The sequence below is a fragment of the Rhizobium sp. R693 genome, from assembly GCF_002211315.1.
Taxonomy (GTDB): Bacteria; Pseudomonadota; Alphaproteobacteria; order Rhizobiales; family Rhizobiaceae; genus Rhizobium.
Window position 1 is genome coordinate 42,517 of the sequence record NZ_LOKY01000005.1, and the last position, 22,532, is coordinate 65,048.

24 protein-coding genes and 1 tRNA gene are annotated in these 22,532 nt (G+C 58.6%); 16 read left to right on the forward strand and 9 right to left on the reverse strand.

Annotated features, from left to right (window positions below; genetic code table 11):
• Nucleotides 1-161: 161 nt before the first annotated feature.
• From ATY79_RS06525 to ATY79_RS06535, 3 genes are all read left to right on the forward strand, one after another.
• Nucleotides 162-617 (forward strand): 6,7-dimethyl-8-ribityllumazine synthase, encoded by a 456-nt coding sequence (locus tag ATY79_RS06525; RefSeq protein WP_007801069.1) that lies wholly within the window; start codon nt 162-164, stop codon nt 615-617.
• Between the two features lie 3 nt (nt 618-620).
• The gene (gene nusB / locus ATY79_RS06530) at nt 621-1,103 is read left to right on the forward strand and encodes a transcription antitermination factor NusB (RefSeq protein ID WP_088691744.1); all 483 of its coding nucleotides are present in this window, start codon (nt 621-623) and stop codon (nt 1,101-1,103) included.
• 207 nt (nt 1,104-1,310) lie between these two features.
• Nucleotides 1,311-3,446, forward strand: coding sequence for a sodium-translocating pyrophosphatase (locus ATY79_RS06535; protein ID WP_088691745.1), 2,136 nt, complete (start codon nt 1,311-1,313; stop codon nt 3,444-3,446).
• 70 nt (nt 3,447-3,516) lie between these two features.
• On the opposite strand, the gene ATY79_RS06540 is transcribed toward ATY79_RS06535, so the two are convergent.
• The gene (locus ATY79_RS06540; RefSeq protein WP_088691746.1) at nt 3,517-4,053 is read right to left on the reverse strand and encodes an outer membrane protein assembly factor BamE; all 537 of its coding nucleotides are present in this window, start codon (nt 4,051-4,053) and stop codon (nt 3,517-3,519) included.
• Nucleotides 4,054-4,232: 179 nt separating this feature from the next.
• On the opposite strand from ATY79_RS06540, the gene ATY79_RS06545 reads away from it, so the two are divergent.
• The 7 genes from ATY79_RS06545 to ATY79_RS06575 all read left to right on the forward strand — a co-directional run bounded on the left by ATY79_RS06545 (nt 4,233) and on the right by ATY79_RS06575 (nt 9,532).
• Entirely contained in the window at nt 4,233-4,823 is a 591-nt protein-coding gene (locus ATY79_RS06545) for a ubiquinol-cytochrome C chaperone family protein (protein ID WP_189637103.1), read from the forward strand.
• 10 nt (nt 4,824-4,833) lie between these two features.
• The gene (locus ATY79_RS06550; RefSeq protein ID WP_088691747.1) at nt 4,834-5,388 is read left to right on the forward strand and encodes a DUF177 domain-containing protein; all 555 of its coding nucleotides are present in this window, start codon (nt 4,834-4,836) and stop codon (nt 5,386-5,388) included.
• A 103-nt stretch (nt 5,389-5,491) separates the two neighbouring features.
• The gene (gene plsX / locus ATY79_RS06555) at nt 5,492-6,538 is read left to right on the forward strand and encodes a phosphate acyltransferase PlsX (protein ID WP_088691748.1); all 1,047 of its coding nucleotides are present in this window, start codon (nt 5,492-5,494) and stop codon (nt 6,536-6,538) included.
• A 19-nt stretch (nt 6,539-6,557) separates the two neighbouring features.
• The gene (locus ATY79_RS06560; RefSeq protein ID WP_088691749.1) at nt 6,558-7,529 is read left to right on the forward strand and encodes a beta-ketoacyl-ACP synthase III; all 972 of its coding nucleotides are present in this window, start codon (nt 6,558-6,560) and stop codon (nt 7,527-7,529) included.
• Between the two features lie 107 nt (nt 7,530-7,636).
• A complete protein-coding gene (locus ATY79_RS06565) occupies nt 7,637-7,975 on the forward strand; it encodes an integration host factor subunit alpha (RefSeq protein WP_007531489.1) in 339 nt (112 codons plus the stop codon).
• Nucleotides 7,976-8,192: 217 nt separating this feature from the next.
• Nucleotides 8,193-8,735, forward strand: coding sequence for a MerR family transcriptional regulator (locus ATY79_RS06570; RefSeq protein WP_088691750.1), 543 nt, complete (start codon nt 8,193-8,195; stop codon nt 8,733-8,735).
• Between the two features lie 131 nt (nt 8,736-8,866).
• Entirely contained in the window at nt 8,867-9,532 is a 666-nt protein-coding gene (locus ATY79_RS06575) for an HAD family hydrolase (protein ID WP_088691751.1), read from the forward strand.
• Nucleotides 9,533-9,538: 6 nt separating this feature from the next.
• Here the strand turns inward: ATY79_RS06575 and ATY79_RS30765 are convergent, their stop codons facing one another.
• Together ATY79_RS30765 and ATY79_RS06580 are read right to left on the reverse strand one after the other, a co-directional pair.
• The gene (locus tag ATY79_RS30765) at nt 9,539-9,691 is read right to left on the reverse strand and encodes a hypothetical protein (RefSeq protein WP_189637096.1); all 153 of its coding nucleotides are present in this window, start codon (nt 9,689-9,691) and stop codon (nt 9,539-9,541) included.
• Nucleotides 9,692-9,859: 168 nt separating this feature from the next.
• Entirely contained in the window at nt 9,860-10,294 is a 435-nt protein-coding gene (locus ATY79_RS06580) for a CAP domain-containing protein (protein ID WP_088691752.1), read from the reverse strand.
• A gap of 591 nt (nt 10,295-10,885) precedes the next feature.
• Between ATY79_RS06580 and ATY79_RS06585 the strand changes: the two genes are divergently transcribed.
• The 5 genes from ATY79_RS06585 (at nt 10,886) to ATY79_RS06605 (ending at nt 13,919) form a co-directional block, all read left to right on the forward strand.
• Nucleotides 10,886-11,584, forward strand: a complete 699-nt coding sequence (locus ATY79_RS06585; RefSeq protein ID WP_088691753.1) for a glycosyltransferase — start codon at nt 10,886-10,888, stop codon at nt 11,582-11,584.
• A 250-nt stretch (nt 11,585-11,834) separates the two neighbouring features.
• On the forward strand, nt 11,835-12,704 hold the full coding sequence (locus ATY79_RS06590) for a 3-deoxy-manno-octulosonate cytidylyltransferase (protein WP_088691754.1): 870 nt from the start codon (nt 11,835-11,837) through the stop codon (nt 12,702-12,704).
• 328 nt (nt 12,705-13,032) lie between these two features.
• Nucleotides 13,033-13,109, forward strand: a tRNA-Pro gene (locus ATY79_RS06595).
• A 204-nt stretch (nt 13,110-13,313) separates the two neighbouring features.
• Nucleotides 13,314-13,529: a hypothetical protein gene (locus tag ATY79_RS06600; protein WP_088691755.1), complete on the forward strand. Its 216-nt coding sequence runs from the start codon at nt 13,314-13,316 to the stop codon at nt 13,527-13,529.
• A gap of 177 nt (nt 13,530-13,706) precedes the next feature.
• Entirely contained in the window at nt 13,707-13,919 is a 213-nt protein-coding gene (locus ATY79_RS06605; protein WP_088691869.1) for a hypothetical protein, read from the forward strand.
• 25 nt (nt 13,920-13,944) lie between these two features.
• On the opposite strand, the gene ATY79_RS06610 is transcribed toward ATY79_RS06605, so the two are convergent.
• The 5 genes from ATY79_RS06610 to ATY79_RS06630 are packed head-to-tail and all read right to left on the reverse strand — an operon-like array spanning nt 13,945 to nt 18,875.
• Nucleotides 13,945-14,238, reverse strand: coding sequence for a helix-turn-helix domain-containing protein (locus ATY79_RS06610; protein WP_088691756.1), 294 nt, complete (start codon nt 14,236-14,238; stop codon nt 13,945-13,947).
• 10 nt (nt 14,239-14,248) lie between these two features.
• Nucleotides 14,249-15,511, reverse strand: coding sequence for an O-antigen ligase family protein (locus ATY79_RS06615; protein ID WP_088691757.1), 1,263 nt, complete (start codon nt 15,509-15,511; stop codon nt 14,249-14,251).
• A complete protein-coding gene (locus ATY79_RS06620) occupies nt 15,508-17,067 on the reverse strand; it encodes an undecaprenyl-phosphate glucose phosphotransferase (RefSeq protein ID WP_088691758.1) in 1,560 nt (519 codons plus the stop codon). Before ATY79_RS06620 ends, ATY79_RS06615 begins: the two co-directional genes overlap by 4 nt.
• A 56-nt stretch (nt 17,068-17,123) precedes the next feature.
• Nucleotides 17,124-18,293, reverse strand: a complete 1,170-nt coding sequence (locus ATY79_RS06625; RefSeq protein WP_088691759.1) for a glycosyltransferase family 4 protein — start codon at nt 18,291-18,293, stop codon at nt 17,124-17,126.
• Between the two features lie 6 nt (nt 18,294-18,299).
• Nucleotides 18,300-18,875, reverse strand: coding sequence for a polysaccharide biosynthesis/export family protein (locus ATY79_RS06630; RefSeq protein WP_088691760.1), 576 nt, complete (start codon nt 18,873-18,875; stop codon nt 18,300-18,302).
• Between the two features lie 191 nt (nt 18,876-19,066).
• On the opposite strand from ATY79_RS06630, the gene ATY79_RS06635 reads away from it, so the two are divergent.
• Entirely contained in the window at nt 19,067-21,211 is a 2,145-nt protein-coding gene (locus ATY79_RS06635) for a Wzz/FepE/Etk N-terminal domain-containing protein (protein ID WP_088691761.1), read from the forward strand.
• Here ATY79_RS06635 and ATY79_RS06640 read toward each other — a convergent pair whose 3' ends face one another.
• Nucleotides 21,212-22,453: a GNAT family N-acetyltransferase gene (locus tag ATY79_RS06640; RefSeq protein ID WP_088691762.1), complete on the reverse strand. Its 1,242-nt coding sequence runs from the start codon at nt 22,451-22,453 to the stop codon at nt 21,212-21,214.
• Nucleotides 22,454-22,532: the final 79 nt, after the last annotated feature.

Here is a 22,532-nt window from a genome sequence, read left to right on the forward strand (position 1 = left end):
CGTCGCCGGCACAAGGTGATGCGAGGATCGTCCACCATGTCCTTGCCGTGATTCCGGATTTGCATCCAAAACAAGTTCGGAATTTGCTTGCCATTCCGGTCGCGGCATGTTTTGACCGCGGCCTGCCGAATGGCGAAGTCCTCTAGCTGCGAAGGTGAAGCATGGCGCGAGAAACCGCTCCCCACATTTTGATCGTCGAAGCACGCTTCTACGACGACATGGCCGATGCCTTGCTTGAAGGCGCGACCTTCGCCTTGAAGGAGGCCGGCGCCACCTATGAGGTCGTCACCGTTCCCGGCGCTCTCGAAATTCCGGCGGCGATTGCCATGGCGCTCGACGGAGCAGATAATGATGGTACGCAGTATGACGGATATGTCGCCCTTGGCATGGTTATCCGCGGCGAGACCTACCATTTCGATATTGTGTCGAATGAATCCTCGCGCGCTCTGATGGATCTCGCTGTGAGCGAATCCCTTGCCATTGGCAACGGCATTCTGACTGTTGAGAATGACGATCAGGCATGGGCTCGCGCCCGCCGTTCGGACAAGGACAAGGGCGGATTTGCCGCCCGTGCAGCTCTCACAATGATCGAGCTGAAGAAGAAGTTGGGTGCATAACGAATGAACAACGAGAACTCGGAGCGTCCGGTCAAGACTGCAAATCAGCGAGGTGCTGCGCGCTTGGCTGCTGTTCAGGCGCTCTACCAGATGGATATTGGTGGCACCGGCGTGCTGGAGATCGTGGCCGAATACGAGGCGCATCGCCTCGGCCAGGAACTCGATGGCGAGACCTATCTCAAGGCCGACCCCTCCTGGTTCCGCTCCATCGTCTCCGGCGTCGTGCGAGAGCAGCGTCGCCTCGATCCGATGATTGCGTCCGCTCTACAGGACGACTGGGCATTGTCGCGCCTCGATAGCACCGTCCGCGCGATCCTGCGTGCCGGTGTCTTTGAAATCCTGGATCGCAAGGATGTTCCCGTCGCGGTCATCGTGACGGAATACGTCGAAATCGCTCAGGCCTTCTTCAGCGACGATGAGCCCAAGCTCGTCAACGCCGTGCTTGACCGCATCGCAAAGCAGGTCCGCGGCGAAGCCAAGAAGTAGCGTTCTGCCGGGCCGGCAGGCTCGACCTCCCCAAATTCTCCGTTCCCATTGTGCTGCAAGGGCTTTTGGCCCTTGCGGGCTTGACGCGCCGTTTTCCTCCACGCAATCTCCGGCCGACGTTGCAGCATTTCTGTGGGAGGAAATCGAGTCGGCGTGTTCGCAGCCGGAGAGGGAGTGAGCTCCGGCTCTTTTGGAGGAAAGAGCGAAATGAGCATTCTTTTATGGGTAATAGCGTGCGGTCTGCTCTCGGTGGTCTATGCCATCTGGGCAACCCGGTCGGTGCTTGCCGCCGATCAGGGCAACAAACGCATGCAGGAAATTGCAGGCTATATTCGTGAAGGTGCGCAGGCCTACCTGACGCGCCAATACAAGACAATCGCAATCGTCGGCATCGTTGTTTTCATTGCAGCCTGGCTGCTGCTCTCCGGCACGGCTGCAATCGGTTTCCTCATCGGCGCGGTTCTGTCCGGCGCCGCAGGCTTCATCGGCATGCACGTCTCGGTGCGCGCCAACGTTCGCACGGCTCAGGCCGCGTCCCAGAGCCTGTCTGCTGGACTTGAGATCGCATTCAAGTCGGGTGCCATCACCGGGCTTCTGGTAGCCGGCCTCGCCCTTCTGGGCGTGTCCATCTACTACTATGTTCTGACTGTCGTGCTTGGGCACGAAGGCAGCTCTCGCGAAGTCATCGATTCATTGGTCGCGCTTGGTTTCGGTGCGTCGCTGATTTCGATCTTTGCCCGTCTCGGCGGTGGTATCTTCACCAAGGGCGCAGACGTCGGCGGTGACCTTGTCGGCAAGGTGGAAGCAGGCATTCCCGAAGATGATCCGCGCAACCCCGCTACGATTGCCGATAACGTCGGTGACAACGTCGGCGATTGCGCCGGCATGGCGGCCGACCTTTTCGAAACCTATGCCGTATCCGTCGTCGCGACGATGGTTCTCGCTGCGATCTTTTTCGCCGGCGCGCCCCTTCTTCAATCGGCGATGCTGTATCCGCTCGCAATCTGCGGCGCGTGCATCATCACCTCGATCATCGGCACCTTCTTCGTCAAGCTCGGCAGCAATGGCTCGATCATGGGCGCTCTCTACAAGGGCCTCATCGTCACCGGCCTGCTGTCGATCATCGGTCTCGGTGCTGCAACGTCGCTGACGATCGGCTGGGGCCCTGTCGGCACCGTCGGCGGCGCAGAGATCACGGGGACCAATCTGTTCGCGTGCGGACTGGTTGGTCTTGTCGTCACGGCTTTGATCGTCGTCATCACCGAGTACTACACCGGCACCAACAAGCGTCCGGTCAATTCGATTGCTCAGGCATCGGTGACGGGCCACGGCACGAACGTCATCCAGGGCCTTGCGGTCTCGCTGGAATCGACGGCGCTGCCCGCGATCGTCATTGTGGGCGGTATTCTGGCGACCTATCAGCTCGGCGGTCTCTTCGGAACCGGCATCGCGGTAACCGCAATGCTCGGTCTCGCAGGCATGATCGTCGCCCTCGACGCCTTTGGACCGGTCACGGACAACGCCGGCGGTATCGCCGAGATGTCGCATCTGCCGCCTGAGGTGCGCAAGTCGACCGACGCGCTTGATGCGGTCGGCAACACGACGAAGGCAGTAACCAAGGGCTATGCGATCGGTTCCGCCGGTCTCGGCGCGCTGGTGCTGTTTGCCGCCTATTCGAATGACCTGCAGTACTTTGCAGCGCATGGCGACCAGTATCCGTACTTCGCCAATATCGGCACGATCTCGTTCGAGCTGTCGAATCCGTACGTCGTCGCCGGCCTGCTGTTCGGTGGATTGATCCCGTATCTCTTCGGCGGTATCGCGATGACCGCTGTAGGGCGCGCGGCCGGATCGATCGTCGAGGAAGTGCGCCGGCAGTTCCGCGAAAAGCCGGGCATCATGGCTGGGACGGAGCGTCCTGACTACGGCCGGGCCGTAGACCTGCTGACGAAGGCTGCCATCCGCGAGATGGTCATTCCATCGCTCCTGCCGGTGCTGGCGCCGATCGTCGTCTACTTCGGCGTTTTGATCATATCCGGCTCGAAAGCCTCTGCCTTTGCGGCATTGGGCGCATCGCTGCTCGGCGTAATCATCAACGGCCTGTTCGTTGCGATCTCGATGACCTCGGGCGGTGGTGCGTGGGATAACGCCAAGAAATCCTTTGAGGACGGCTTCGTCGACAAGGACGGTGTTCGCCACATGAAGGGATCCGACGCTCACAAGGCCTCGGTCACCGGCGACACGGTCGGCGACCCCTACAAGGATACAGCCGGTCCGGCCGTCAACCCGGCGATCAAGATCACCAATATCGTGGCACTTCTGCTTCTTGCGGTTCTGGCCTGAGGCTAACCACGAACACTAAAAAACCCGCCGGAGCGATCCGGCGGGTTTTTCTTTGAGAGTTCTGACGCCGCTAGCGCAAGCTGGCCGGGTTCTGCGGCGAGGCCGGCTGCGAGGTGCCGCCACCGAAGAGGCCCTTGGCAGCGTTCGCGGCACTGCCGCCCGACAGGAGTTGCTGCAGGAAGGTGAAGTCCTTGCCGCCCGTCGGGGTAACGCGGTTAATCGTATCGAATACCTTGCCATCCTTGAGCGTGTAGTTCGCGCGGCGTGTAACGATGCCGTCCTTGTCGAAATAGATCGCCAGAACGCTCTGGTCGACGACTTTCAGCTTCTGGAAGGCCATGGATCGTTCGCGACGCTGCGAAATGTAGTAGAAGACCTCGGTGTCGAACGTCGCCGTTGTGGACGGTGTGCCGAGGGATAGGAGAACCTGCTCGCGGCTCGATCCTTCCGGTACGAGATTGAGGGACTGCTCGTCGGCAACATATCCACCGTTCAGGACGGTCTGCGTCTGGCAGCCTGAGAGTCCGGCGGAGGCGATCATGATGGCAATGGCGGCATTGCTGAGGAATTTTTTGTCAGACTTGAAATACCGTTTCGTCAACGACATCTACTCCCTAAAATTATGAATGGCAGCCACCGGCCTCAGATCGCTGATGCAAAACCATTGTGGCCATTCCGGGGTGAGATGTCCCGTTGGCTCATGCGGACAGATGGGGTGCTGTCCCGAAAGTGGCCACCTTCGGCATTGCAATTCGCGCCTGCTTCGGTAAACCAGCTTTCGAAATCATGCAACAAGGCCGGACGCCGCTTGGCGCCAAGAATGAGGCCTTTCCGGAAAAAACGATGATCTTCGGGCTCTTTGGCAAGAAAAACAACAACCAGGCAATCGTAGATCGGCAATATCAAGCATTGACGTCGGCCGCGCGGATGCCGGCACTCTATGAGCGCTTGAACGTCCCGGATACGGTCATGGGGCGTTTCGAAATGCTCTCGGCGGTGATGATCCTCTTCTTCCGGCGCACGCGAACGTCCGGGACCAGTGGTCAGGAGATCGCGCAGGAAATCGTCGACGCTTTCTTCGAGGATATCGATTACTCCATCCGTGAGCTCGGGATTGGTGACAACAGCGTGCCGAAACGCATGAAGAAGCTGGCCGGCATGTTCTATGGCCGCCTGGAGGCCTACTCCAAGGCGATGGACATCAGGGACACCGAAGGGCTTGCTGCAGCACTTGTCCGGAACATTCACCCCCAGGCGGATGAGCCAGTTGATATGCGCGGCCTCGCAGACTGGATGTTTGCTGCCGAGGACAATCTTTCGTCTCAGTCGGAAGACGTCATCGCGACAGGCTCCGCGACGCTCCCGAAGGTTGCCTGAGGAAAAGACGATGAAGAACAAGAGAGATGATGTGCCGTTCTCCTATCTGGTAAACGTCGGTCATATATCGGCCAATCCTGTCGAGGTGCGCCTGGAGGCAGACAAACGGGAGTTGGAGGATCTTGCCAAGAGCTGGAATGTCCTTTCCGTGGACAGCCTCAAGGCAGAGCTCCAGATCGCGCGGTGGAAGCGCGACGGTATCCGCATGAAAGGCAGGGTTCAGGCGAATATTGTTCAATCCTGCATCGTCACCCTTGATCCTGTCCCTTCTGCAATCGACGAGACTTTCGAGCAGATCTTCGTGCCCGAGAATTCGAAGCTCGCGCGTCGACCGGCCAACGATGCAGGTGAAATGGTACTCGACCCTGATGGTCCGGACCTTCCCGAGAGTTTTACCGGCGATACGATCGATGTAGGTGAGGTGGTGACGGAATTTGCGGCTCTTGCGATCGATCCTTATCCGCGCAAGCCAGGCGTTGAGTTCGCTGGTCACACAGAAGACACCGGAGAAAGCGATAAAAAGCCGTCCGCCTTCGCCGTGCTGAAGGATTGGAAAAAGGACTGAACCCCGTTGGGGATTTGACACAATTCAGTTGTAAGCGACGGGAAAACCGGTATTTTGGCCGAAATTTCGCCCGCCGGAGGCGAAAAATAAGGATCAGGGACGCGTGATCAGAATTTCTATCGACCTCATGGGTGGCGACTATGGTCCCCAGGTTGTCATCCCCGGCGCCGCTAAGGCACTGGAAAGACATCCCGATATTTCATTCGTGATGTATGGTTTGAAGGAACAATGCGAGCCGGTTCTCGACAGGTTTCCGAAGCTTAAGGAAAAGACCGTTTTCCACGATTGCGAACTGGCCGTCCGAATGGACGAGAAGCCGAGCCAGGCGCTTCGCCGTGGTCGCTATGTTTCCACCATGTGGCGGACGATCGAGGCGGTGAAGACGAAGGAAGCCGACGTTGCCGTGTCTGCCGGTAATACCGGCGCCTTGATGGCGATGGCCAAGTTCTGTTTGCGTACGATGGCCAACATCGAGCGCCCGGCGATCGCTGCGATCTGGCCGACGCTGAAGGGCGAGAGCATCGTGCTTGATGTCGGCGCGACGATCGGCGCGGATTCACAGCAGCTGTTGGATTTTGCCCTCATGGGTGGGGCAATGGCCCGTGCGCTGTTCGAGATCGAACGTCCGACGATCGGCTTGCTGAACGTCGGTGTCGAAGAGATCAAGGGCCAGGAAGAAGTGAAGGAAGCAGGTCGCCTGCTCCGCGAGGCAAACGTCGACTCGCTCGAGTACTATGGCTTCGTTGAAGGAAACGATCTTGGCAAGGGGACCGTCGACGTTGTCGTTACCGAAGGCTTCTCCGGCAATATCGCTTTGAAGGCGGCCGAAGGCACGGCGCGCCAGATCGGCGAATATCTGCGCGCCGCAATGTCGCGCACGCTGCTTGCCAAGATCGGCTACTTCTTCGCCAAGGGCGCATTCGACATGTTGCGCGAAAAGATGGATCCGAGCCGTGTGAACGGCGGCGTCTTCCTTGGCCTCAACGGTGTCGTCATCAAGAGCCATGGTGGCGCCAACGCCGAAGGCATCGCTGCTGCCATCGAGGTCGGCTACGACATGGCCAAGAATGGCCTCAATCAGAAAATAGAAAACGATCTTCAAAAGTATCATGCCAAGCGGCTGCCCCCGATCGGGCCGGAAGCCGCATGAGCGACGGGGTTTAAGCAATATGATCCGTTCAGTTGTTCGCGGGTTCGGAGCCGCACTTCCGAGACGCGTTATGACCAATCGCGACATGGAAGATGTCGTGGACACATCAGACGAATGGATTGTCCAGCGTACGGGCATCCGCCAGCGCTACATCGCCGGCGAGGGGGAGACGACGTCGTCGCTCGGTGAGGCTGCGGCGCGCGCGGCGCTCGACAGAGCCGGTCTGACGGCAGCCGACATCGATGTCATCATCTGTGCCACCTCGACGCCGGATAACACGTTCCCGGCGACCGCCGTCAACATTCAGAACCGCCTGGACATGCACCATGGCTTTGCGTTCGACGTCCAGGCCGTTTGCACGGGTTTCGTCTATGCCGTGACGACGGCCGATGCCTATATCCGCGGTGGCCTCGCCAAGCGCGTGCTGGTGATCGGTGCCGAGACCTTCTCGCGCATTCTCGACTGGAACGATCGGACGACCTGCGTCCTCTTTGGTGACGGCGCCGGCGCGATCGTGCTCGAGGCAGCGGAAGGCGAGGGCACGACTGCGGATCGTGGAGTGCTGACGGCGCATCTCCGCTCCGACGGCTCCCACAAGGAAAAGCTCTACGTGGATGGCGGGCCCTCGACGACAGGTACTGTGGGCAAGCTGCGCATGGAAGGCCGCGAAGTCTTCAAATATGCGGTCGGCATGATCACCGACGTCATTCAGGCCGCCTTCGATGCGACCGGGACGACGGCTGACGATCTCGACTGGCTCGTACCGCACCAGGCCAATCGCCGTATCATCGACGGCTCCGCCAAGAAGTTGCATATCGCGCCCGAGAAAGTAGTCATTACGGTTGATCTTCACGGCAACACGTCTGCGGCCTCGATTCCGCTCGCGCTGGCCACGGCCGCCGGCGATGGCCGGATCAAGGAAGGCGATCTGGTGATGCTTGAAGCGATGGGCGGCGGCTTCACCTGGGGCGCAGCGCTCCTGCGCTGGTAACGCGAAAATCCAAAAAACTACCGACGAACAAGAGCTTGACCGTGAGGCGCAAGACAAATACTCTTTGTTCGCTTTCATAATATAATTGGCAAATGGGCGGGGAAACCATGACCGGAAAGACAGTGACGCGAGCAGACCTGGCGGAATCGGTTTTTCGCAAGGTCGGTCTTTCGAGAACCGAATCTGCCGAGCTCGTAGAAACTGTCATCGACGAGATTTGTAACGCGATTGTTCGCGGCGAAACCGTCAAGCTCTCGTCTTTTGCGACCTTCCAGGTGCGCGACAAGAATGAGCGGATTGGTCGCAATCCTAAGACCGGCGAGGAAGTGCCGATTTCTCCCCGCCGCGTCATGACTTTCAAGGCGTCCAATGTCTTGAAGACGCGGATTCTCAAGGCGCATACTCTGCGCAAAACCAAGCAGAAGGCCGCGAATCCGGCTTCCTGATCGGGCTGAAGAGAGGGAATCTCCTCTCGCTCGGCGACAACAATCTGCAATCCTCCCTGAACGATCTGTGCGGTATTCAAGACGTGACTTGAATTCGCGGCGTCAAACCGTTGAAATATGATGAGTCGCGGCTCGGTTCTGACGTTCGTGAGACACAGCTGCGCCTCACCAGCCGAACAGACGCGCGGCGCACCCCGAGACCGCGTAGGGAGTAAGGATGTTGGATAAGAGCCCCGATGCGTTCCGCACCATCAGTGAGGTGGCGGACGACCTAGACCTTCCACAGCATGTCTTGCGCTTCTGGGAAACGCGGTTTCCTCAGATCAAACCGATGAAGCGCGGCGGCGGTCGCCGCTATTACAGGCCCGAGGATATCGATCTCCTGAAGGGCATTCGCCACCTGCTCTATGACCACGGCTACACGATCAAGGGCGTGCAGAAGCTTCTGAAGACCAATGGCAACAAGTTCGTCATCTCGATCGGACATGGCGATCTCGCCAGCGTGCAGGCGCTGACAGGCGGTCAGCAGGATGGCGCCGATTCTGCCGAACCGCGGGTCGGAATATCCGACGAGGACCAGGTCGTCGGCCGCGCCAAGCCGCCGATCACACGGCGCTTTTTCAATTTCGGGGGTAGTGATGAAGAGTCCCCCGAGATCTCGATCGGCAAGTCGAGCGTCGGCAAGGAGGATCGGGCTCTGCTACAGGAAGCGCTCTACGATCTCCTCGAATGCAAGCGCTTATTGGATCAGGTTCGTTGACCCTGTTTGCCGGCGCGGCGCAGCAACGGCTCAGTGAGTGAAGCGTCGCCAGCTCGGCGGATGCGCACGCGCCGTAGGGTGTCTATACGTTGGCACCGAGTTCGATTTCAGTCAGTACCAAGGAAACCTTCGTGATCGCGTCTCATTTCGTTCCGGGCAAATTCTACGACGCCTTCCTGTTCGACATGGACGGTACGCTGTTGAACTCGATTGCGGTGGTCGAACGCGTCTGGAGCGAATGGGCAATACGGCATGGATTCGAACCGGAGGTTTTTCTCAAGACGATCCACGGCATTCGCGCATCCGACGTCATTCGCCAGCTGGCGCTGCCGGGCGTCGATCCGGAGTACGAGGCAAGGCAATTGCTGAAGGAGGAGATGGAGGACGTTGGAGGCATCATCGAGATTCCCGGCGCGATCGATTTCCTGAACAGCATTCCGCTGGAAAAATGGGCGATCGTCACCTCGGCTCCGATCGAACTCGCCCGACGCCGCATGGCGGTGGCGGGCATTCCGATGCCGGTGGCGATGGTGAGCGGTGAAGAAGTGGCGGCCGGCAAACCGAGCCCGGAGTGCTACCTGCTGGGCGCAACGCGCCTCGGCGTCGATCCGACGAAATGTCTGGTATTCGAGGATGCCGTTGCCGGAATTCTCGCTGGCGAAGCGGCGGGCGCCGATGTGACGGTGATTACCGAAACGCATACGACGCCGTTCGTAACGCCGCATTTTTCAATCCCCGACTACCGGGGCTGGCGTGTCGACACCGGCCCCGACGGCCGCGTTGCGTTGGTCAAATAGCGGCTGCTAGTGCTTGCGCTGTTGCCGCGCCTGCTTCTTCATGCGCTCAAAAGCGGCAAGCATCTTTGCCTTGACCGAACCCAGTGTCCCGAGTTCATGCCCGCAGGTGAAGCAGACAAGGATATCGGTGTCGACGGGCTCCGGCCGCTCGAATTTCATTCGGGTGTTCCTGCATTTCGGGCAGGGGATCTCGATCTGCATGCTCTTATCCCTCGTGTTTCGCAGGTTTCTTATTCGGGGAGGGCTGGGCGAGCAAGCGTTTTCGATCCGGATGCCGGCGGCTGCAGGTTCCCGCGGTCCGCAGGTTCAGTCAAAATCTATGGGACACTATCTGCAAGCGAAGAAAGTCGAGTAGCCTCCGACTACGGATACTCCTGCATACCGCAGGTTGGGTCGAAGCAGGTTCGTGTTGTGACCTGGGGAGTTCCTCCATCCGGAAAAGAGCTGCTGCGGCGTCATATATCCAACACCGACGTTTTCCGAGCACACCACACTGAGGCCTGCAGCCCTTGCCTGAGCCGATCTTTGGCGGAAGCCATCGTGGCTGATGGCTCTTCGGACTGCTTGATATTGGCTATGTTGTCGGGCCAATGCTTTCAAAGTGCCATTTGCGGCCAGCGGAGACAGGCCGCGGCTCGCCCTGTAAGCATTGATGAGCGCCAACGTCTGGGCGCCAAAATCGCCGGTCGTCGTTGGCGGCTGCGCTGCACCTATACATGCCGAACTCAGAACCATAATTGCTATTGCTTGCAGGGTTTTCATGGTCAGCTTTCCCCATCTTGGCAACGATTCGCCTTTGATTGGTCTGCAATGAGCAGACACAAAGCAAGCGGCCTTGGCAACTGACGCGCGCCACGGGACTGCTATATCGCACAGAATACGTCGGCTCGGTCATCCTAGGTTTGCCCGAAAAGCCGAGCCCACATTGTGCTGCTGACGGCCTGTTCGCCATGGCGCTCTTAGAAGATGCCGAGGTCGTTCGCAACAATCCCCGGGGAGGCTGGGGCGGGACGGGCTTCGGCGCATGGATCAGTTTCGCATGCCCTGTGGACTGCTGCGTCGATCCCCTCCAAATTGCCGGATACCCACTTGAGGCGCGCGTAGATCGCGAAGTGTCCACATTTTTTGTCGTTTAAGGTGAGTTTTGTTGTTTACATTTGTTATTCACATTTGCTCAAATTGGACTTGAGCTCAGAGGAGCGTTTCTCACGCTCGACCGTAAAAAGCAGTAGGGGCATTCAATGCGCCCAAGGGCATCATCGTTTCGATGCGCGGCTAGCAGCAATCGGCGCTGACAAGAACAGCGCCGAGTGTTCCATCGGCCGCTGATTACTGAAGAAAAGGGGAGTGCGCATGGCAGAACTTTCGGTCTATATCGGTTGGGATTCACGCGAAGATATCGCCTATGAAGTCGCGAAGAAATCGCTGCTTGAACATGCCTCGATCGAGGTTGATGTGCATCCGATCAAGCTACAAGACTTGATCGATCGTGGCGTCTACACTCGCGCGGTCGATCCATTGGCGTCGACGGAATTCACCTATTCCCGGTTCTTTACGCCATGGCTTGCCGATTACAAAGGCTGGGCCTTGTTTTGCGATTGCGACTTCCTGTTCTTTGGCGACGTCGCTGACCTACTGCAGTATCGCAATGAAGACCATGCCGTTGCCTGCGTCCATCATGATTACACGCCGAAGGAAAGCGTGAAGATGGATGGAAAGGTCCAGACAACCTATCCGCGGAAGAACTGGTCCTCGTTCATGCTCTTCAATTGCGGCCATCCCTCCACCCGCAAATTGACGCCGGAACGCGTCAATGCGGAAACCGGTGCGTTTCTTCACCGCCTTCAATGGGCAGATGACAGCGAGATCGGGGAGATTCCGGAAGAGTGGAACTGGCTGGAAGGCTGGAGCTCGAAGCCGTCCGCCGGCTATCCCAAGGGTGTTCACTACACCAACGGCGGCCCTTGGTTCAAGAACTGGCAGGATGTCGAGTATGCCCAGAAGTGGCTCGACAAGGCGCTCGCGATCGATCCTCAGTTCGCGCCGGTGTGATGCTTGAATGTCGGCGTTTTCGTCAAGCTAAGTTCGTTGGATCGGCACGAGTAGCCTGCTTGTGGGCTTCCGTATCGCCCGAGGCACCGTTATAGGGACGAGCGGTGTAGAGAAACGGTGCCTTTTGGCGTCTTTGTTGGATGCCGGTGCGGCTGGTGAAAACCAGGACAGGCGAAGAAGTGGGAACGGCGATCGCGCAACTGTCGTGCACGCATTCCTTTAGTGCGACAACATAAACACGGTTTGGACGATGAGCAGATCTGATACCAGCGATCTAGAAGCGATGAACGCCACTCCTGCAGCGGCAATCAACTCGGAGGACTGGAGATCATTTTTTCTCGGCTACAGCGATATCGTCTTGGTCGCAAACAGCGACGAGGTCGATATTGATGAGCTGACGTCGCGCTTTCCTGAGACCACGCTCTTTGTCTTCTTCAACAAGGTCTACAAGGTCCTGAGCGAACCCTTTACGCGCGCTGCCGTTCTGGTGTCGCGAAGCGGAGCACAGGGAGCCAACCTTGTCAAAAGCGGCAAGGTGTCCAAGGTTCTCCCGTATTTTGATAAAGGCAGCTTCCTTGGGATCATCAATCTGACTATCGGTGGCAGCGAAAGGCCTAGCCCAGCTTCCGCATTTGGTGATGTGAAGGTCAGGCATCTGGATCTGACGGATGTGTTCGCTCCGTTTTATCCACCCACAAGTCTGCCAACCAGCGGATTTGCGTTGTGCTTTTGGCTCGCCAACCTCCAATTGGGAGTAAGGGTCACCCTGGCGGGCTTCTCGTCCAAGCGAAGCGAGCGCTATCAGGTTTTTGACGTTCATGACTGGACGTTCGAACAAGTGGTCCTGCGACTAATGTATCGCCGCGGGAAGATCGACATTCTTGGCCGCGAGCGGACCAATCCTTATGCCGAGCTTTCCGCACACTTTCCGGAATACTCTCCGACCGAGATTGCTTTCACGGCAAACGAGGTGTTGGGGGAGCGTCTCGTGAATTTGAGCTCAATCGTTGACAGGCTGATGCATGTGACGAGGTTCCTTCGTTTTGTCGATAGGACCTACAAGAAGCTGAAGCCAAAGACGCGGAAGGAAAAACGATGGGAGGCGATGGAGGGCAAGTAGGATCCATCGCACAGCGATAGCGAGCCGTTCACGCTGAAACGAATTCATCAGGCGATCCCAAGCCGGGTGCACTAGAACCTCTGCGTCCGTCGGCGCGTAGAGTTTCGCTTGACCGGGCGGCTCAGTGCCTGCCACGTTACGACCGGCCCAGTCGGCCCTGTTGACTTTCGATGAGAACGCAAGCGAACCGCCCGTCGTGGTCCCCTAGGACTTTCTATGTCGCAGCACGCTTCTCCTCGCGCTTCATTCCTTTTTATTCACCGCCGGCGATTTTCCTCTTGCGTGTGGAATCCCAAAAGACTAACAGGATCAGGCCGTTTCGGCAGGTCGGGGCGTAGCGCAGCCCGGTAGCGCACTTGACTGGGGGTCAAGGGGTCGCTGGTTCGAGTCCAGTCGCCCCGACCATTTACAAATCAACCTTCGGCACCCCCAGAAGCCCGGAGGTCATCATCGTGACATTGTCGAAAACCAATGTGTTGCGGTGCGAGCGCGCGCTCGTTCTCGAGTATTTCCGCTGCTCGTGGTGGAGCTCTTCAAAGCTTGCCTCGATAACTCGAATAATTATTAGAAGTGTGTAATATACGCCATGCAATTGTTGGTGGACGACGCATGGCGGACGGGAAGACCAGTGAAACATGTCGGGAATCTTTATCTGAGCCCTTTGGAGCTCTGATCGAGAAGGCGATATCATTGGGGTGGCCCGAGCACGAAGTTGCGCTGGCGCTGACCGAGCTGGCCGAGGCCTACGTTGTGAAGGTTAGTGCAAGGATCATCATTGAGGGCTCGCTCCAATCGCAGCGCGTCTCCGAGCGCTTGAAAAACTGAGGCCGGATTTGCGCGTCAAGCGGGCTCGGCAGGTGCGTTCACATAAATGTTTCTGCGGGAAATGTTGAGTTGATAAATGGCCGGCTCGGGAGCATAGTGACCGCGATCCCGGCTCTGGATGGGCGGCCGGCGATGATGTCTTCCGGTGTTTGTAGCCCCGATGGGTCCTTTGACATCATGCTCAAATCCCCAGTTCTTCCACGTGACCTACCGCTTTTCTCCGACGATCTCGATCTTCTGTCGGAGGTACTTGATGATGTCTGCACGGACCGTGGTCTTGCACGAAACACCTCGGCCGCCGAAACCATAGGCGCGCTCCTGATACAGCTCTACCGACAGGGCGTCAGAGATCAGGGCAAGCTCGCGGCACTCGCAAAGGCCTATTTGTAATCTCGAGTCTCTAAGAGGGGCCGGATCAATCGTCGTTCGCTGCATTGAGGTTTTCCGGGCGGATGCCTTCATCGACCCCTGTGCGGGCCCGCAATCTCACCCCTGGCCCGCCCTCATCGTGATTGCCGCTTGCGATGAAGATGATGCCCGCCGCTTCAAGCGCTTGCTTGACCGCGAGCAACGCGTGCGGCTCGCCGTCCTGCTCGTCGCGCTCCATTGTTTCGATGGTGGCAGCGGGCAGCCCGGATGCGGCTGCCAGTTGCTCTATGCTCATTCCGGTCATGGCGCGGGCGCCGCGCATTTGTGTGGCTGTGATCATGAATCAAAGACTAGCGCGCCGGCGCTCGTTCGCAAGTCCGACACGCCGTAAGGCCGCGTCTATAGCGCTGTTCGAGCGCAGCGCAGCCCCAGACGACCCCGAAAAGCAGGTAGACATGCCGCCAGTGGTCGATGTCGATGACGTTGCCGATCGCGGCATGCCCTAGCACCCCGATCCATGCAATCATCAGATAGGGCTGCCACGGGCGATCCTTGAGGAGATTCCTGAACCCGAGATAGATCGTCCAGCAAAGCATTGTGACATAGCTCAGAAAGCCGAGCCAACCGTAGCTCGTCAGCGATTTCAGCCAGACATTGTGCTCGTCCTCGGGGAACATCGTGCCAAAGACCAGCGGACCGATTCCAAGCGGTCGCTCCATCATCATCGTGAAGCCAATGCGGTGCCGATCGAAGCGACCGAGGTGTTCGCCATCATACTGCTGCACAAGCTGGGCGCGGGCCGAAAAGAGCGCACTGACCTTCGGGAACTGCAATGCAACGACGAGTGACCCGACCAACAGCATGATCGCGGCAAGCGACAGGATAAGGATCCGCAGGCGAAACGCGCCGGTGCGTTCCTTGAGCAACATGCAGAAGACCAGAAGGACAATGCCGAGAAGAAAGAGACCCCAGGCCGCACGCGAGAAAGACAGGAATACGCCAAGTGCCAGGATCAACAACGCAAAGGCTTTGATCGGAGACGTCCTCAAATTGCCGACAAGAATGCCATGGACGAGGTAGAGGGATGGAGGGACCAGGAATGGGCCGAATACGTTGGGATCCTGGAACGCACCCTTGGCGCGATCGTAGAGCGTGAAGACCTCAGCGCCGGGGAAGGCCTGAAAGTAGCCGAGGATTCCGAGCAGAGACGTTATAACGGCGGCGAACGCCCAGGCATTGAAAATGAGCGGGAGGCGCCGATGGCTGTCCTCGATAATCGCTGCGTAGAAGATCGCCGTGAGCGTGAGGAAGGTCGAGACCGCGACATACATCGGCCCAGTCCCGAGATCCTTCATTTGCGTCAGCGAAAGCATCCCGCCAACGTTAAAGGCAAGCAGCAATACGAGAAGCGGCGCCGTGAAGCGCGAAATCCTAAGACCCAGGATGAACCAGATGGCGAGAAGGGCGGCCATCCACAACTCGTAGGGTGCGGGTTCGTCGATGACGAAGCCGGAGAGGAAGACGCCAAAGGCGACCATCGCCGAACCAAGGAGCCGCAACGTTGCTCGTTGCGGCTGGGCAACGCGCAGAGGTGTTGCCTCGATCGCGCTCAATAGGCGTTTTCCGTATTGAACAACCGGAAGGGCGTGAGGAACAAGATTTTCAGATCGAACCAGAGCGACCAGTTCTCGATGTAATAGAGGTCGTAGGCCGTCCGGAACTTGATCTTGTCGTCGTGATCGACCTCTCCGCGCCAGCCATTGATCTGTGCCCAGCCGGTCACTCCGGGCTTCACGCGATGGCGCGCGAAATAGCCTTCAACGACATCGCCGAAGAGGCGGTCTCGCGCCTGGGCGAGAATGGCGTGCGGGCGTGGCCCAACCAAGGAGATGTCGCCCTTCAGCACGTTGAACAACTGCGGCAACTCGTCGATCGAACTCTTGCGAATGAAGCGTCCGACAGGTGTGACGCGCGGATCACCCTTAGTGACGGCGGCACGACCGGTGGGATCGCCCTTGTCGGCATACATCGAACGGAACTTGAAGATCCGGATGATCTCGTTGTTGAAGCCATGCCGGTTCTGCATGAAGAAGATCGGACCCTTCGAGGTCAGCTTGATGGCGATCGCTGTTGCCAGCATGATCGGCCACAAAAGCGCGAGTGCAAGAAGCGTAAAGAAGATGTCAAAGCAGCGCTTGGCGACCGAGTCCCAATCCCGGATCGGCTTGTTGAAGATATCGAGCATCGGGACCGCCCCAATGCGCGAATAGGCGCGCGGACGAAAGCGCAGGCGATTTGCGTGAGCGGCAAGGCGAATGTCGACCGGCAGGACCCAGAGCTTCTTCAGCAGCTGCAAAATGCGCGCCTCGGCGCTGAGCGGAAGCGATATGATCAGCATGTCGATGCGCGTGATGCGGACAAACTCGACCAGTTCGGCGACCGTTCCGAGCTTCGGATAGCCCGCGACCATGATCGGCGAGCGCTTCTCGCCGCGATCGTCGAAGATGCCGCAGATCCGGATATCGTTGTCGGGTTGCTGTTCGAGGACTCGGATCAGCTCCTTGGCCGGAGCTCCGCCGCCCACGATCACTGCGCGGCGCTCCATGATACCGTTACGCGACCAGTTGCGGATGCCATAAGCCATCAGGAAGCGAGAGGCGAGGAGGAAGATCGCGCCGATAACGAACCAGATAAAGTAGGCCGGCACCTCTGGCGAACTGACATTGCCGGCGAGTACGTTTGCACCAGTGACGATCACGAAGACCGAACCCCACACGGCAAAGACGCGTGGCAGCAGGCGTAGACGCGTGCGCAAGGCGGGGATCGAGTAGGTGTCGGCGATCTGGAGTCCACATACGAGGAGAGCTGCAACAATCGCGGCCGCGATAGAGCGGCCTAAAAGTGTCTCCGCCTCATTGCCCTGCCAGAGAAGGAATACAAGCAGCCCGATCAGAAACTGCGAAGCAAATTCGAACAGGCGGAATTGACCGATGATGATGGCAGGCGAACGGTTTCCAGCGCTGAATTGCTCGGCGATCTGACGGGCATAGCTATTGATCGGCTCCGACTGGGCCTCTTCATTCGCGTCTTCGCTGGGTCGGTTGATGTCTGAAATCTGCTTGCGCAGCGCTTCCAGGTCAAATTGATCGCTTTTCTCTGCCTTATTCATGAGGCTACCGCCGCTGGTTATCGGAACGGCAATAGCAGAAAGCCCCTAAGAAACTTTTACGAAGCAACCACAAGAGCTTGCCTGGACTTGGGCTCCAGGAGGTCGTGGTACAATTTCAAGACATCATTGGCCATCACGGACGCCGAGAAAACCGACTTCACTTGCTCCATCGACGGCATCGCGGCCTCATGCCAATCGGGGATGCGGATCGCATCCGCCATTGCGCGCGCGAGATCGTCGGAATCGTCAGGGTTTACGAGGGCAGGACTATTTCTGCCCAATGCCTCGGGAATGCCGCCGACGCGGGTCGCTATGATGGTCTTGCCGGCGCCGAGACCCTCGAGCACGATGTAAGGCATGGCTTCGGCGCGCGACGGCACGACGAGATTCTGTGACATTGCGAAGGCCTGCTGAACACGCATTGCCGGCAGCATGCTGATCCGCTTGGCCAAACCACGCTCGATCATCATGTCCCGGTATTTCTCGCGTTCTGGCCCGTCGCCGATCATTACAGCCGAAAGTGGTCGTCCAAGAATGCGCTCGGCTTTCGCGAAGGCCTCTACAAAGAGATCGGGACCCTTAAGGTCCCGAAGCATGCCGACGTAGATGTAGTGGACAGCATCCGAACGGGTCGGGATCAGCTCGAAGTCACGTTCGGCAATCCCGTTGTAGATTAGGCGCGTTTCCGTCCGTGGGCGCCCAACCTTCTCCGTATAGGCATCGCGCTCGTATTCGCAGATGAAGACGAGGGCGTCGGTGAAGTACTCCTGCAGACGCTCCATGCGGAGCACAAATTGCCCCATGAGCGATCTGCGGGAATAATGCAGGCTTCCGCCGTGCGCTGTATAGAGGCGGGCTACGCGATACCTGTTCACCCGCAGGGCTGAGCCGGCAAGCCGCGCGAGCACACCGCCTTTGGCGCCGTGACCGTGCAGCACATCCGGCCGCAAACTTTTGATGTTCTTGTACGTGTCCCAGAGCATTCCTAGGTCGGAGAGGCTGACGTGCCGTCGCATCGGCATACGCGTCAATCCCATCGCCAGGAAGGGTCGAATATCGTCGAATAGGCGGTCCTCATGCTCGCCGCCCGTGGAGCTGTCGCAAAGGATGCCGACCTCGTGTCCCGCCTTGCTGTGCTCCAGCACCAGATCGCGGACATGGCGGAAGATCCCGCCGACCGGTGACCTGAAACAATGGAGGATGCGGAGCGGGCGCTGTTCAGTCATCGAGGGTTAGAACAGTCGTTCGCGAACGTAGATGGTGTCTCCGGCTATGATCGCCGAAGAAATGTTGACGCGGCCCGTCATCACTTGCCCGTTGACCTTGCGGGTCACATCGACCGCGCCCTGATTGGCGCGCGAGGTGAAGCCGCCGGCAACGGCAACGGCGTTCTGCACCGTCATTCCGGGGACGTATGCATACTGGCCGGACTGGCCGACTTCGCCCATAACGAAGATCGAGCGGTAGCGGTCGACATCGATCGTGACATCAGGGTCCCGCAGGTAACCCTGCTTCAGCTTCTGCGCGATCTGGCCCGACAACTGCTGCAGCGTCCGTCCGCGAGCTGGCACCTGTCCGATGAGCGGGAAAGCGATGTAGCCAGCCTGGTCGATCGTATACGTGTTGGTCATGCTTGGCTGGTCAAACACGGTAATGCGCAGTCGATCGCCACTGTCCAGCGAATAGGGCTGGATTGTTGCCTGATTAAAGGCCTGAGGGGCAGGCTGGTAGCTATTGCAGCCACTCACGACCGCGGTGATAGCGGCGAGGCTCAGAGCCATCAGGAACTTGGGCTGTGCGAGAGGCATCGCGTCTGCTCGTAGGAAAACGAATTGGGTCTCAGCCGTTATCAATCCGTTAGGGTTAATGCTCGGTAAAAACCGTCGATTTTTTTGGCTTCGACCGGCCGACATGCGGTCGAAAGGCACGAGCAAGCATTAACCGTTGGGTTACTATAGTCATTTACCCTCGCGGCCACGTTTGTTCTTGGAGTACCAGCATGTCCGGCGTATCGGGTAATCAGGATGTGGACATCGACCTCGGGCAATTGGTCCGCGCTGTCTGGGCACGCCGGCTGAAGGTCCTGGCGATCACGGCCCTTGGGGCAGGGGTCGCCTTCACGGGCGCCAAGATGATCTCCCCCAAATACCGAAGCGAGACGCGTATCCTGATCGAGCCGCGCGCTCCTGCCTTCGCCAACGCGCAGGTGAACGACACCAATGCGGGCCCGCTCCTTGACGAGCTCAATATTGCGAGCCAGGTGCAGCTTCTGCAGTCCGCGGATCTTATCAAGCAGATCATCAACAGCCAGACGCTCTACGATTTGCCGGAATTTGATGCGGCCGCGAATGGCTCCGCGCTGACCGATATCCTGGTAGCGCTTCATCTGAAGAAGAATCCGTATGAGAATCCCCCCGAGGAGCGCGTAATCGACGCCTTCACGGAGAGGCTTCAGGTCTATCAGGTGCCGGGATCGCGCGTGATCGGGATAACGTTCACCTCGAAGGATCCTAAGCTCGCGGCGACAATCCCCAATGCGATGGCAGCAGTTTATCTTGCCACACAGAGTGGGGCCAAGTTGGACTCGAATTCCGAGGCGACGCGGTGGCTGGAGCCGGAGATCGAAAATCTCCGGCAGAAGGTGAATGACGCCGAGCAGAAGGTGGCGGAGTACCGCGCCGCGCACGGATTGCTGCCGACCAACGGCGGCTCGAATTTCGCCACACAGCAATTGAACGACATTTCGGCGGAGCTTACCCGCGTCCGGGGAGACCGCGCAAACGCCGAGGCGCGTGCCCAGTCCGTACGCGATGCTCTCTCCTCCGGTGAACCATCAGATACGTTGCAGGACATCATGTCGTCTCAGTCGCTTCAGCGGCTGAAGGGCACGGAATCAGCGCTGCAGTCGCAGATATCCGACCTGCAGACGTCCTTGCTAAACAACCATCCTCGCCTGAAAAGCCTTCGCGCGCAGTTGTCGGACATCAAGGTTCAGATTCGCCAAGAGACCCAAAAGATCCTGGCAAGCATCGAAAACGAAGCGAAGGTCGCCGCCGTTCGCCAAAAGGAGCTGGAGCAGCAGGCCGACAAGTTGAAGGCGAACAGCGCCCAAGCTGGCGAAGACGAGGTGGGCCTTAACGCCCTGACGCGTGAGGCGACGGCGCAGCGCCAACTTTTGGAGACCTATCTCTCCCGTTACCGCGAGGCGGCGTCGCGCGCCGACAAGAATTCAAGCCCGGCCGACGCCCGCATCGTGTCGAAGGCTATACAGCCGGTCGATCCCTATTTCCCGAAAGTTCTGCCGATCGTCATCGTCGCTACCTTGGCAACTTTCATCATGACATCGATTGTAATCATGCTCGTCGAACTCTTCAGCGGTCGGGCTCTTCGCCCCGTCGAGCCTCCCGAAGAGGAAGCGCGGGACGACGAGGAGCCTCAATCGGTGACAGCCGCCTCCGCTAAGCGAGTGGCTACGCCGAGTCTCCTCGCTACACCCGTCGATGAGGAGCCGGTTGCAGAGCCGGTCGAGGAAGAGAACGTCTTGGAAACGAATGAGTTCTCGATAGCATCTGTTTCGGAGTATCTTCGTGGCAGCAGGGCGCCTCTTGCGATTGCTATTTCACCGACCGGAGATGACGGCTCTGCAGCAACCGTATCCCTCGTGCGCAAGTTGGCAAATGACGGCTCACGGGTCATTCTGGTCGATATGACGGGCTCCGGCCTGCCGACGGACCTCATGGCCGACAATCGCAGCATGCTTGGGATAACCGACCTGCTCTGTGGCGATGCCGCTTTCGGCGATACGATTCATGGTGATAGCCGCTCCGATGCGCACCTCATTCCGCAGGGCATCAGTGATCCGCGCCGGGCGATGCGCGGTGCCGATCGCCTATCCCTGCTGCTGGATGCTCTAGTCTCGGCCTATGATCTGGTGGTCGTGGAGTGTGGCGCGGCCGATGTGGCCGGCGTTTCGCGGCTGACGCAGAGCAAGGACGTCGAGATCATCCTCTCGATGCCTGAAATCGTCGAGCAGGAGTTCGTGACTGCCATGAGCGAGTTCGAAGCGGCTGGTTACGAACGCGTCGTGCTGATGTCAGACCGTGACGAGCCTCTTGAAAACCCGATCTCTCGGCATGCCGCGTGATCAAACACCAATCAGTCGACGTAGACGCTGTACAACGCGGTAGCTCTTCTGGTGAGACTTGATGAAGGCTTTGCCTCGGGTGATTGCCCGGTGAACAAAGCCAGCCACTGTGCCGCGCAGGGAAAGCGGCAGGACAACGTCATAGTGCTCGATCTCTACAGGGGCCCATGAACGCTTGTATCGCTGATCGCCAAGACCGAAGTCGAAGAGGCTGACACCCCTGCCATGCTGACCGGCGATCATCTGCCAGAACAGAAATTCGCCTGGGCTCGCCTCCACCACGAGGCTTTCGTCGATCGCACTGAGCTGGCAAATGATGTGGTCCCCTTTACGAGAAAGACCAGCGAGCGCAGCAATATCGCCGTCGCGATCGCCTTTCAGGCGGATAGCGTGCATCTCCAGCCCGACCGTTTCGCCATCACGCTCGCCGACGTCGATTGCGCCATGCAGGAAAGCCCTGGTTCGCGGATCTTCAAACGCATCTGGCAGTCCGAGCGCCTTGAATCGTTCGCGCTTCTGCTTGAAGAAGCGATCGAGCAGAAGGTGCTGCTCCTCCGCGGTTCCCGAAGAAACGTAATCGAACCCGCCCAGCGCCTCCAGACGTCTCAGCTGCGTGCGGAACTTCTTACGCCGTCCCTTTGCGTTCACTTGCTGGAGCGTCGACTCCATGCCAGCCAAGAGCGGAAGGTGGTAGGCGTGATTCTGGTTCTGAACCATCGGCAGCAGTGCCAAAGGGTTGCGGCGACCGCGCCAATCCAACGGGATGTTCTGCAGCAGAAGCAGGTCGGCGCGTCCGACCAAGGCGCGACGCATGGACTCGGCGAATTTTTGCGGCTCGATATTGGTGGCCAGCTCGACGAAGCGAGTTGTGAAGAGACCCGTGTTAATGTTGCTGTGATCGGCGCCGACAAATCTGGCGGTGCGGAAGCCGTGAAACCTGTTTATCTCCACCGGCAGAATGAAGGCGGTCTCTTCGCCGAGCCTGCCCCAGACGATCGACAACTGGTGCCCGAAGGCTTTGGTCCAGGATAGGCACCAGTCGTAGCTTTGATGCAGGGAGTTCAGATTGTCACGATCGAGCTCACGCCAGACCGCTTCCAGCGGCTCCATGCTATCCAAGATGACGATATTAAGTTCGCTTACCGCAAACTGCGCGTTCACCACGCGCAGTTTGGAAACGCCAGCGTCGGATCTTATGAGATGTTGCGCTCTATCTGAAACAGGAAGCGTCTGCGCCTGCACGGGTCTTCTCCGGTCTGACTTACCGGCGCGAAGAATAGGCCAACGGAGGATCCATTTCGTTTATCAGCAGAGATCGTCG